The sequence below is a fragment of the Spirochaetae bacterium HGW-Spirochaetae-1 genome, from assembly GCA_002839375.1.
Classification (GTDB): domain Bacteria; phylum Spirochaetota; class UBA4802; order UBA4802; family UBA5550; genus PGXY01.
The window spans coordinates 390,260-401,819 of sequence record PGXY01000007.1 but is presented as its reverse complement, the minus strand read 5'-3'; the positions used below and the strand labels follow the sequence as shown (position 1 = coordinate 401,819).

General features: G+C 46.4%; 10 protein-coding genes. 4 read left to right on the top strand and 6 right to left on the bottom strand.

The genetic code is table 11. The features are described 5' to 3' along the window. Positions 1-2: 2 nt before the first annotated feature. On the bottom strand, positions 3-1,337 hold the full coding sequence (locus CVV44_15300; GenBank protein ID PKL37707.1) for a hypothetical protein: 1,335 nt from the start codon (positions 1,335-1,337) through the stop codon (positions 3-5). A gap of 120 nt (positions 1,338-1,457) precedes the next feature. Here CVV44_15300 and CVV44_15295 point away from each other — a divergent pair, with 120 nt between their 5' ends. Together CVV44_15295 and CVV44_15290 are read left to right on the top strand one after the other, a co-directional pair. Beyond that, positions 1,458-3,518 carry a hypothetical protein gene (locus tag CVV44_15295; protein PKL37706.1) on the top strand — a complete coding sequence of 687 codons (2,061 nt, stop codon included), beginning with the start codon at positions 1,458-1,460 and terminating at the stop codon, positions 3,516-3,518. Between the two features lie 137 nt (positions 3,519-3,655). Next, positions 3,656-4,312, top strand: coding sequence for a hemolysin (locus tag CVV44_15290; GenBank protein PKL37864.1), 657 nt, complete (start codon positions 3,656-3,658; stop codon positions 4,310-4,312). A gap of 24 nt (positions 4,313-4,336) precedes the next feature. On the opposite strand, the gene CVV44_15285 is transcribed toward CVV44_15290, so the two are convergent. Then, positions 4,337-5,242 carry a hypothetical protein gene (locus CVV44_15285; protein PKL37705.1) on the bottom strand — a complete coding sequence of 302 codons (906 nt, stop codon included), beginning with the start codon at positions 5,240-5,242 and terminating at the stop codon, positions 4,337-4,339. A 276-nt stretch (positions 5,243-5,518) separates the two neighbouring features. On the opposite strand from CVV44_15285, the gene CVV44_15280 reads away from it, so the two are divergent. Both CVV44_15280 and fusA read left to right on the top strand, forming a co-directional pair. Beyond that, positions 5,519-6,013 carry a hypothetical protein gene (locus CVV44_15280; GenBank protein ID PKL37704.1) on the top strand — a complete coding sequence of 165 codons (495 nt, stop codon included), beginning with the start codon at positions 5,519-5,521 and terminating at the stop codon, positions 6,011-6,013. 345 nt (positions 6,014-6,358) lie between these two features. Continuing rightward, positions 6,359-8,437 (top strand): elongation factor G, encoded by a 2,079-nt coding sequence (gene fusA, locus CVV44_15275; GenBank protein ID PKL37703.1) that lies wholly within the window; start codon positions 6,359-6,361, stop codon positions 8,435-8,437. 71 nt (positions 8,438-8,508) lie between these two features. On the opposite strand, the gene CVV44_15270 is transcribed toward fusA, so the two are convergent. The 4 genes from CVV44_15270 to CVV44_15255 all read right to left on the bottom strand — a co-directional run bounded on the left by CVV44_15270 (position 8,509) and on the right by CVV44_15255 (position 11,520). After that, on the bottom strand, positions 8,509-8,979 hold the full coding sequence (locus CVV44_15270) for a metal-dependent transcriptional regulator (GenBank protein ID PKL37702.1): 471 nt from the start codon (positions 8,977-8,979) through the stop codon (positions 8,509-8,511). Positions 8,980-9,077: 98 nt separating this feature from the next. Further along, entirely contained in the window at positions 9,078-9,971 is an 894-nt protein-coding gene (locus CVV44_15265; protein ID PKL37701.1) for a hypothetical protein, read from the bottom strand. Next, positions 9,971-10,645, bottom strand: a complete 675-nt coding sequence (locus tag CVV44_15260) for a hypothetical protein (GenBank protein ID PKL37700.1) — start codon at positions 10,643-10,645, stop codon at positions 9,971-9,973. Before CVV44_15260 ends, CVV44_15265 begins: the two co-directional genes overlap by 1 nt. Continuing rightward, complete coding sequence (locus CVV44_15255; GenBank protein PKL37699.1) at positions 10,642-11,520, bottom strand: hypothetical protein; 879 nt, start codon at positions 11,518-11,520, stop codon at positions 10,642-10,644. Before CVV44_15255 ends, CVV44_15260 begins: the two co-directional genes overlap by 4 nt. Positions 11,521-11,560: the final 40 nt, after the last annotated feature.

Genomic DNA, 11,560 nt, shown 5'->3' with positions numbered 1-11,560 from the left:
GTCTATTCCTCTTCATTCTGGGGCTGGTCGGTGTTGTTTTTATCTGTCGTGCTTTCTTCCACGGCAACACCCATTTCCTTCAGGGCTTCAGTCGCCGCTTTTCGTACCCTATTGTTGGGATCATGTTTCATTTTATATTGCAAAATGTCAATTGTTCTTTTATCCTTCAATTCTTTTAAGAGCTCGATGGCCTTAAGCCTGACCCCGGCACTGTCGCTTTTCAGGGAATTTATGAGGCGGGGCGTGGCGTCCGTATCGCCCAGTTTGACCAGGGCGGCAATGGAATAGATAGAGAGTGAATAATACCTCTTTTTTTTATCCATGGGATAGGTATCAATGGTACTGAGTACTGTCTTGATATCGGGGGTGACCTCCTTTATTCCCAATTTAGCCAGGGAATTGACAGCATAAGCGCGCAGGGTCACATCCTCCTCCTCGTTTTTAAATAAGTTCAGAAGAAAATCTTTCGATTCAGTGGATTTAATATTACCCAGGAACAATACGAACCGTTCACGGATGGTCCCTGCCGAGTCATTTTTTTCTATGGTCTCCCTGGCAAAGGGGATAAGCTCCGTGGCGTTGAATTCTCCCAGGGTAATAATGAGGGCCTCGATAAACTGGGAGTCGGTGTGCATTTTCTCTTTTTTTAACTTCTCAATGAGTATGCCCTTTGCCGAATCGGCCTTCAGGTTTTTCAGGGCATAAACAGCGGCAATTCTTACATCGATGGAAACATCGTCCAGCAGGGCCGTTATTTCAGGCAGGCCCTTCTGTACTTTGATTTCTCCCATTGTGGTCAGGGCCTTAACCTTTACATCACTGTCATATTCAGTTTTGAGCAGTTCGACCAGATCATTGACCAGTTCTTCTTTCAGGCCCTGGTCCTTGATGGTCAGGATCTGGACTATGGCTTCCTTCCGGTCCTTATGGACACCGAAGGCCAGTGTGTCACGAATCCATTTCTGCATTTTTTTATCGTGCTCGATTTGCGCTTCTTTTTCCTTTTTTTCAATTTCTTCCTTTGTCGGAGGAGCTTTTTTTTCCTGGGGCTTTGCCGCCTTTGCTGTGGTATCCGGTGCGGCCTTGGTTTTAGTGTCCTTAACCGCCGGTTTCGGCACGGTTACTGCCGTGCCTGTGTTTTTGTCCGCAGCGGTTTTTTTTACTTTTTCAGTCTGGGCTGGAGCGGGCTGAAGAGAGATAAAAACCGTGAAGAATGCCGTAAGCAGGACCCCCGTTATGACCCTTACGGCGCCTTTATGATTATTAAAGATACTATTTTCCGTTTCCATGTTTACACTCCTCGCGGGCACAAAGTCCCTAATATAGTATCGGATCATTGCACCGGTAAGTAAAGGATAGAACGGGGTGATAATTGAGAATGGAAAAATTCAATTGACCATGAAGGAAAATTCTGATTAACTGATTCAGTAGGATATTTCCGCCAAAAGGAGAGTGTATTGTCAGCTTCTGAAAAATTTTCTGCTATTATGGAAAGATTGGTCTGCTCCAGTGACTTTCCGGCTCTCTCGGGATATGCAGCGGAGGATCAGTTTCGTCCCGGTGAAACCGATGATGACGCGGCGGCCAGGAATGTGAATGCCGCCTTTCTCCTGTCGCTTTCGGCGTGTAAAGACCGCGGTAAAGCTGCTGCATATCTGCGTGAATCTCTGAACAGTGATACCCGGTCCGCTATGGCGCGTTTTTTCCTCAAAGGGACAGAGCATATCATGCATGAACTGGAAGAGCGGTGCGCAGCTGATCATACATTCGAAAGGGAACTGGATGATCTTTACGGCTCTTTAAACAGTGCGTCACATCATGAGCTGGCTCTTAAAGTACGAAATTTATTCTTCCCCGAAGGCAATTTTAATATTGATGATACCGGTGAAGCAGTACGGTCCCTGCGGGAAAAACGCAGGGTTGCCATAACACATCTTAACAAGGACCATATTACTGAACCGGCACGCCAGATTATTTTTACATCCAATGTTCTGCTGACGGTCCCGCCGGTAAATAAAAATATTGATGAACTTGATCTCCCCTTCCCGGTGAAGGAATCTCTTCGTGAGATAGTAGAGAAGGATCAGATATACTGGTATGACCATCCTATCCCCATGGGAGTCGCGCCGGAGAGCAATGAAGTCATCTATGGCCTCGGCCGGCTTGATGAGGCCCTGACCTTCGAGAAGCAGACGGGCCGAATGGACTGGTCCGATTTTATCACCTGCGTACTTTCTGTTTCCGTAACCCATGAAGGAATGCATGATATTTCCCGGGAGTATCTCACTCATGAACTGAAAAACAACTGCAGGTTGAAAAATATCAGGCTTTTTGTATTAACCGAAAAAGATTGTGAAAAAATTTTGAATGATATTATTCTGCCCTCGGCAAAACTACTGGGTATCAGGGCCGGGGCCGACCTGCTTTTTGAAATATTCGGCGTCGATGGAGAATACGGAAGGCATTATACTTTTCTCAAGGCGATATCGGCGTTCTGGCAGGTCTTCATAGATGAGAATATGCTGGCGACATTCAAAATTGATCTGGACCAGGCCTTTCCCCAGAGAGAGCTGGTAGCGGAGACCGGGGATTCTGCCTTCGGCCATTTCATGACTCCCCTCTGGGGAGCTGACGGTACGGATGGCAGGGGAAACATGGTACACCTCGGCATGATGGCAGGCGCCCTGGTGAATGACAGGGATATCGGTATGTCGGTATATACAGCCGATGTGACGTTTGAGATGCCCCGTGATGCCGGAGAGGCCCTTGTGTTCAACAGTCGGCTTCCCCAGGCGCTTTCTACCGAGGCCGAGATGACGGCCAGATATGGCGAAGGCTTTGCCTATGACGGTGTTTCAAGTGTCGTACAACGCGTGCATGTAACGGGCGGGACTAACGGTATATTGATCGGGAGCCTCCGGAAGTATCGTCCTTTTACTCCCTCCTTTGTCGGCAGGGCCGAGGATCAGGCTTACCTCATGTCGGTGCTGTTCCGGTACCGCGACAGCGGCTTTCTTCGGTATGTTCACAAGGATGGATTGATCATGCGTCATGACAAGGAATCATTCGCCGGGGATGCTATTAAAACGGCACGGCTGGGAAAGATAATCGGAGACTATGTGAGAATTCTCATTTTTTCACGATATGCCGCTTTGTTGCCCTGGGAAAGCAAGGATATCAAGGAAGCCCTTGACCCATTTACCGGCTGTTTCATTTCCAGAATACCGGTGACCGTGGTGTTTCTGCGTCTCGCCTTGAGGACTATGGAATTATTCCATGAAGGAAGCAGTGACGGTGCAAGGCTGCTGAAGCTCGGTGTGGAACGCCTTTATCCGCTTGTTGCGGGAGAGGAAGAGGCAATACTGAAGACCAGGTTTGAACGGGAGGAAGCCGGGTGGTCCCTTTTCTATGATATACTGGACGGTGTGGAGTTGATATTGAAAAAGAAAGATGCCGGAGCGGCAACCATCAGTCAAAAGGCGCAGGAAATTATCGAAGAGTGTTTGGTTCACCTGTAACAGTTTATCAAAAAGACGGCACCACGCAATAAATTTGCAACCGCACACCGATGTCGCATGTCAAGAATATACAACAGCCTCAGTATATGTAAACCGGCCGTTAATTTATTTATATTCCAATTGGGGTTTTTATGCAGATACGGAAAGACGAACGTTTCTCGTTCTATTCCCATTCACTGGGGGCTCTGGCATCCATGATCGGGACCATTATCCTCATCGTGATCACAAGCAAGTCTTCCGTTTTGATGATGCTGTCCATAGTGTACGGCATATCCATTACGATGCTTTTTTCAGCGAGCGCATTGTACCATGCCAAGAAACGCTCCGAGGATGAAAATTCAATATGGAGAAAAATGGATCATTTGGCCATCTTCATCATGATCGCCGGAACCTATACGCCCATCAGTTTTATTTTTCTTGAAGGAAAATGGCGATGGGGGATAATAATCGCCCAGTGGTCTCTGGTTGTCCTGGGGGCCCTGTTCAAATTTTTCTTTCTCCGTTCGCCGCGCTATATATCAGCCGGAATATACCTGGCCATGGGATGGATGGCCGTACTTATCATGGGAAAGATATTTTCAGTCATGACGCCGGAGCAGATAACATACCTCATCGCCGGGGCACTCAGTTTTACCGCAGGCGCCATAATATACATGATGAAACGCCCCAATCCCCTTCCTGAACGGGTCGGGTTTCACGGCATCTTCCATGTCTTTATACTGATGGGAGGGTTATTCCATTATTTAATGGTTCTTGACGCGGTCAACAACACCATCGCCCTGGTTATGAAATAAGGAAGGGCGCAACAGCGGTCCGCGTCAGTTTGCCGTAATTGCGGCTATATGCCTGACCTGGGCTGTCAGGTTTGCCATGTAGGCGTTCCGCTCCTGGAAGATTGTTCCCTTTTCGTCGTACTCCCTGGCGGCGATCATGGCTATTGCCTTTTCCTCATCACCCCCGGCGTTTAAAAGGAATTCCTCTATAAGCATCCTGTATGATATCGTGGCCTCGAGGGATTTTCCCAGGTATGAGCGGGCATCATCACCGGTAAAGTACCAGCCGTGGGCCATGCCGATAAAATCAATATCGAGCTCCATGAGGCGCTTCAGTGATGCAAGGTAGTCCTCATATGAAGAAAGAAATTCCACCTGCACTTCATCGCCTTTTTCCCAGTCGGGAACACCTATGATTTCTCCCGGGAACAGGGCCTTTAGTTCCGGAATATAAAAGGAGAGGCTGTCCCTGGTATGTCCCGGTGTTTCCAGTACCTGGCAGGTGATTCCTCCCAGATCCAGAATATCTCCTTCACCCAGAAGCATGTCCAGTTCCACGGGGTCCAGGCGCACATCCTCGTCGCCGGTTATACCCTTGAAAAACTCCCTCTGGAGTTCGCTGAAACGGTTCATCCTGTCCAGTACGGATTGTTTTTTTAACAGGGACGGTATGGATTTGTGTCCGCCTGTTTTCAGCGTGGGTATCATTCGTTTCAGGTAGGGAAGGGCTCCCAGGTGATCATAGTGGGAATGGGTTACCGTAAGGTAATGAAGGTTTTCACGGCCTCCAGTCAGGGTCTCGATGGAAGTAAGGTAGAGGGGGCCCAGGAGATTGATCCCTGCATCGATCATTAGATTTTTTTCCTTTCCCATCACAATATAGGCGGGATACATGGGATTTCCCGCCGCTGCTATCTTCGGGGTTATGGTTCCGCTGGCATATGTTTTCATGTTTTTTCCTTTATGCAGTGATGTCACAGCCTTGTTATCCCCGAGGATTTATGTCAATTGCATTTTGACAGTGCCCGGTCTTGTGTCATATGACTTGTTCCTGTGTTCCCGGTGTCTCCGGGGTCAGAGCCCACCCCTTAATAGCGTGCCATGCTCTGCCCCCTCGTCGGAGTTTAAAAGAATACTCCAGATGCAAAGTAAAAAAAAGTGCTCAATCTTCATAATAACCTGCCGATATTCTCTTTAAGAGACATAATATTTCAGGAGTGTCTGAAAATGAAAAAATTATATATATGCATGATCATGGTGATCTGTTTTGTTTGCACAGTTGCTATTGCACAGGAAAAGCAGGATAAAGTTGAAGAACCCAATCTTGCAAAGATTGCCGATGATCTGAAATTTCAGAACGGCTTACTGTTCATCAGGCTGAAACTTCAGGACAAGGCCATTGAAGAGCTCCAGGAATATCTGGAAATATATAATGACGGTATCCATCGGCATGAGGCATTCAGGGAACTGGCAGAGATTTATTACCAGCGCTTTGATTTTCAGAAAGCTGTGGATGTTCTAAAGGGGCTTCATGAGGAGTTCAGCAATACCGAGGAGGGGGTTGAAGCCTATTTTAGGATGGGGATTTGTTATAAAAAAATGGGCTATGACGCCAATGCCCAGCGGGTCTTTAATCAGATCATTCAGGATCATCCTGAATCGGGATATGCCTATCAGGCCCAAAAACAGTTAGACCTGTTGAAAATATTGGCTGAAAAGTGAAAAAAACATTGACACACAATATCCATATAATGAAGATGCCTCTCTGTTCGCTGTTTTTACTGAATATACAACAATAAACCACTGAGCACAGCTATCCAATGAAAATTTCAGTTTAATCCCGCAAGTGAAAGTGGTCTTTTTTTTATGTGTACAGTATATTACAAGATAACAACTGTTATTATGAATCTTAACATGAGAGAATCTTATGGGCACCTCTAAAAAAACAGGTTTTTCATTATCGACGCAATGATAAAACCTGATTTTACAAATGTTTGTGCCCACAAGGGAACTTCCAAAATTAAATTTATAGAGGTTCCCTTATACTAATTTAGGGGAAGTATTATTATGTCATTGCAGAAATTGAGGAATATCGGTATTGCGGCTCATATCGACGCCGGAAAGACAACGGTTACGGAAAGGATGTTGTTTTATACCGGTACGACAAGAAAAATGGGTGAAGTGCATGATGGCCAGGCAACCATGGACTTCATGAAACAGGAGCAGGAACGGGGTATCACCATTGCCTCAGCTGCCATCACCTGTGAATGGAAAGATTATCAGGTCAATATTATTGATACTCCGGGACACGTCGATTTTACCGTTGAAGTTGAGCGTTCCCTCCGCGTTATAGACGGTATGGTTGCCCTGTTCTGTGCTGTGGCCGGCGTTGAGCCTCAGAGTGAAACAGTATGGAACCAGGCCGACAGGTACAAGGTCCCCCGTATTGCCTATGTCAACAAGATGGACCGGATCGGAGCTGATTTCAATGAAGCTGTTTCGCAGATGGATAAGTACCTCGACGCAAATCCCATTCCCATTCAGTATCCCATTGGCGTGGAAGAGGACTTTCTCGGTCTTATTGATTTAATAGAAAGAAAGGCCTTTGTGTTTCACGGCATGGAGCGTTCCGAAGAAGAAATTCCGGAAGAATATAAAGAAAGAGCTGAAGAGGCCAGGAATAAACTGGTAGAAAAAGTCGCTGATTTTGATGAAGAGATAATGGGACTTTTTCTCGATGAGAAGGACGTGCCTGCGCCACTTTTAAAGAAGGCAGTACGTGACGCGACTTTGAAACTGCTCATTACTCCCGTACTCTGTGGGTCCGCGTATAAAAACAAGGGCGTCCAGCTTCTTCTTGATGCTGTTCTTGATTATCTTCCCTCTCCCGTTGATGTGGGAGCCATAATCGGTACGGATGTGGACGATCCTGAGAAATCGCATTCCCGCCACCCGTCGGCAAAAGACCCTTTTGCAGCCCTGGCATTCAAGTTGATCCATGACCCCTATGTCGGGCAGCAGACATTTATCCGCGTGTATTCCGGGGAGCTGAGAAGCGGCATGCAGGTCCTCAACTCGACAAAGGACAAGCCTGAAAGAATCGGACGGATAATGAAAATTCACGCCAAGGAAAGGGAAGAGGTAAGCGTTGCAGGACCCGGTGATATCGTCGCACTCATCGGAATGAAATTCACCAAGACCGGTGATACGCTCTGCGATGAAAAAAATCCCCTTCACCTGGAATCGATTTTTATTCCGCCTACGGTTATTGAGTTGAAAGTTGCCGCCCCCACTAAAAAAGAAGAGGAAAAGCTTGGTGCGGCGCTGAGAAAACTGTCCATGGAAGATCCTTCTTTTAACGTTCGTCATGATGAGGAGACGAATGAAACGATTATCTCCGGTATGGGAGAGCTTCACCTGGAGATCATTGTTGACCGTCTGAAGGAAGAATTCGGTGTTGAAGCCAATGTGGGCGAACCGGCCGTTGCCTTCAGGGAAACTATCACCATGGAAGTTGAAGAGAATTACAAACACTCAAAGCAGACCGGTGGAAAGGGCCAGTATGCTCATACGGTCATGCGTGTTGAACCAAATCCTGACAAAGGATTTGAATTCATTGATCATATAAAGGGTGGTGTTATCCCCAACGAATATATCCCGTCTGTACAGAAGGGAATAGTGAAAACACTGGATGAAGGAATCATTGCAGGCTTCCCCGTTGTTGACGTAAAGGTCGTCCTGCTCGACGGTTCTTATCACGAGGTTGACTCCTCCGATATGGCCTTCCGGACCTGCGCCGCCATATGCTTCAAGAGCGCTTTCATGAAGGCAAATCCCATTCTTCTTGAGCCTATGATGAAGATAGAGATTAATACACCCGATGATTATATCGGTGATGTAGTCGGCGACCTGAACAGAAGACGGGGAAGGGTGGAGTCAATGCGAAGATATCGCAAGGGAGCGCAGAAACTCAACGGTTTCGTTCCCCTCATGGAAATGTTCGGCTACGCGACGACACTGCGAAGTCTCAGTAGCGGACGGGCCAACTATTCCATGGAATTCTTCAAGTACGTCCCCATCAACAAGGACCTGCAGGAGAAGGTACTCAAGGAATTACAGGAAAAGAAAAAGCAGAAACTGTCGTAAATTCTATATTTTTCAATATACAGTAAAACAAAAGGCCCTTTAACGGGGCCTTTTGTTTTACTGTTTTCAGTTCATTTCAATCTATCGTGAAGCCTGTCGATCCAGCCCTCTTTATTTTCCTCTTCCTCGCCGATGAAATCCATAAATTTGTGCAGCCGGATACATGTTTCAGTTGAAAGTACATGTTCCACCTTGCAGGCTTCACTGTCAGCATTTTCTGGATTCAGAGTCAGGACTTTCTTAAAAAAGCCCGAAAGGCATGCATGTTTATTGTACACGCGATCGGCAATGATCCTGCCGTCATTGGTGAGTTCTATGAAACCGTATTTTTCATATTCGATAAGATGCAGTTCCTTTAATTTGTTCAGCGCCGCAGTGACACTGGGCATCTTGATATTAAGCTTTTTGGCAATATCCTTTACGCGCACCACACGGTTGTCCGATGTGAGGATAACAATGGCCTCCATATAATCTTCCATGTGAGAGGAAAGGCCCGTGTCCTTATACAATAGTTCAAGATCTATATGGGAAAATTGATTCATTGTTGCATCCTTTTAATTTGAATGGAGTAAAAATATTAGATGACTCTAATATTGTCAATTAAAATAAGGAAGGTCATGTGCTTTTATGGAAGGCCAGGTTATTGTTCCAGTCTGAAATAAACTTTTTCCAGATGTTTCAGGTCGTTCTGTACCCGCTCTTTCAGAGGCGAGTTTTTAAAATGTTCTTCTCCCCTGTCACATTTTGCAAGAAAAAGCTTATAGAGTTTCCGCGCGGTTTCAACGTCGCGGAGGACGGGGTCCCCTTCGTATAATTTTGCCAGGAAGTAGTAAGCATCATCGATCGTTTCGCGGTCTCTGTATTCCTGTATAATGCGGATCAGTGCACTCATTGCCTGGTTGCCGTTTTTGGCGCTCATGAAAAGTCTGCCCGTCTGGAGCAGGGCATTATCGGCCAGCTCATGTTCAGGGAAAAGCAGGGATATTTTTTGATAGTTTTCGAGTGCCGGTTCAAGCTGTCCCTTAGCCATGAGGCATTCGGCGGTGTTAAACAGGGCGGCCGGGTATTCTCCGGAATCATCTTTAATGGTGCTGAATTCCTGTATGGCCTTATCGTACTGGTATTTCTTTATGAATATTTTCCCCTTCCATATTCTGGAACTGTCGGCATAAGGACTCTGGGGGTATTTGCTCAGCAGATCATCGAAGGACTTGAGGGAACTGGCCAGGTGGCCGCTGTTGAAAAATTCGATTCCTGTTTTCAGCATGACCGCGTCAGCACCGGGGACGCCGGAGGTCTTGAACTGGTCCCTGTCTTTCCCCTGTGGTGTTTTCTCCGAGGGCTCTTCGGTAGTTTCCCCTTCGGTGTTTTCCTCGTCCTTTACCACGCTGTTTTTATCAACAGGAACCTGCTGGTCCGATTTCTTCAGGATTCTATTAATAATATCTTCCGTTTCCTTGTAATCCCGGGCTATAGCAGGGATTGTGAAAATGAACAGGGATAATGCCAGAATGGCTGTTATATGTTTTTTCATTATTTTTCAAATATATCCGATGTTTTTTCCATGGGTGCCGGAGCCGTGGAATCTTTTCCGGAACCGTCTGCCGACCTGGTGCCTGCCCGGTCCCTTATTATCCTCACCGTGGATTTTTCCTTTTCCTTTATTTTCCCGTCTTCACGCTCCAGTGGTTTAAGGTCCACGGTCTGGGCCTTCTCCTTATCCACGGAATTTTCCGTTTTGTCAAGCATTCTCACATCACTGATATCGTCAGGAGAGGGCCGATAATCGCCTTCAAGAGGATTGATCTGCGGCATGCCGGACATTCTGCCATGACGGTTTTCTAATATTTCCTCACGGTATTCAGGCTCAAGCTTTTCCTGTGTGGGGAATTTGACTTTATCGGGCTCCGAGTATTTTGATTCGCTGATAAGTGAAGATTCCAGTGTACCGGTGAAATCGCCGTCGTTTTTTTCTCTGCTGATATCGTATTCGAAGGTCTCGTTGACCGTGGAGGCAAGGGGAGGGCTTTGTATCCTGGCCGCATTCTGGCCCTTCATGTAACCCAGGATAATTCCTACCATGGCCAGCATAAATATAAAAAAGTAGAAAGCCTGCTGCACGGACTTGACGGTCCGTGAATTCATGCCGTTGATGAGGCTGCCAATCGTGCCGAATAGCTGGCCAAAAATTTTCTGTACAGGATTCATTTCGTTTTATCCCTGTCTATAATGAATATTACCTTGCATTTCTGCAATTCGACAATGGTTTTTTCACTGCTGAATATTTTTCTCACATCCTTTTCTGAAAGAACAGGACAGCCCCGGTTTTTTTTCAGGGCCACGGTATAATAGGGTCTATCTCCGATTCTCTTGTTTTTCAACGCCTCATCTTCGGAATGGACATAGGAAACCATCCCATATCTGACAGCGTTGCTGATATTAATATAATACCGATTATAGATTTCAAGGCCTTCTGAATTGAAAATTACGGGAAAAATCATAGGTTCGATATCCAGGCCCCTTGTATCGATAATGAGCCCCGTGTATTCAGTCTGAATGGGATTGCTTGCACACCGGGGAAAGTCTTCCCGGGGATAAGAGTAGGGGAATACCGAGATCAGATCTCCGATCGTGAGTTGGATTTTGCATCCCGAACGATAGAAGTCCACGGGATAGTGATTAACCGGGAGGGAATTGATATTCCTGTCGAGACGTTCCCTGGTATATTCGTATTTTTTCAGCATATCCGCCATATACAGGGTTTCCTCCACCTGTATTGATTTAATGGCGCTTATCAGGTTTTCCAGGGCTATTTCCCTGGCCCGTTCATAAGCGTTATTTCTCTCCAGGTTGAGGGAAATGGGCTCGTTATCAATGGCACTGATGGGTTTTCCCTCGTCATTTATCCGCACCGAGGCTATGCCGTAGGCTGTAATAATTCCCCGCTGCCAGTCGATCACGGAACCTGTTTTTTCACCGGCGCTCAGGGGAATGAGCAGAAAGAAGAGTATGGCAGTCAGGATTTTTTTCATGCTATTCATTTTCTGATGGTCTATATTATTGATATTTCCGTGCTTAAACACGGTTTCTCATTAATTATCGGAAAAAAAGGAGGGAATTTGT

What these genes read in the sequence shown, in the direction of transcription:
- fusA (PKL37703.1), top strand. Translation starts at nt 6,359, where the DNA reads ATGTCATTGCAGAAATTGAGGAATATCGGTATTGCGGCTCATATCGAC.
- CVV44_15285 (PKL37705.1), bottom strand. Translation starts at nt 5,242, where the DNA reads ATGAAAACATATGCCAGCGGAACCATAACCCCGAAGATAGCAGCGGCG.
- CVV44_15270 (PKL37702.1), bottom strand. Translation starts at nt 8,979, where the DNA reads ATGAATCAATTTTCCCATATAGATCTTGAACTATTGTATAAGGACACG.
- CVV44_15300 (PKL37707.1), bottom strand. Translation starts at nt 1,337, where the DNA reads ATGATCCGATACTATATTAGGGACTTTGTGCCCGCGAGGAGTGTAAAC.
- CVV44_15280 (PKL37704.1), top strand. Translation starts at nt 5,519, where the DNA reads ATGAAAAAATTATATATATGCATGATCATGGTGATCTGTTTTGTTTGC.
- CVV44_15260 (PKL37700.1), bottom strand. Translation starts at nt 10,645, where the DNA reads ATGAATCCTGTACAGAAAATTTTTGGCCAGCTATTCGGCACGATTGGC.
- CVV44_15265 (PKL37701.1), bottom strand. Translation starts at nt 9,971, where the DNA reads ATGAAAAAACATATAACAGCCATTCTGGCATTATCCCTGTTCATTTTC.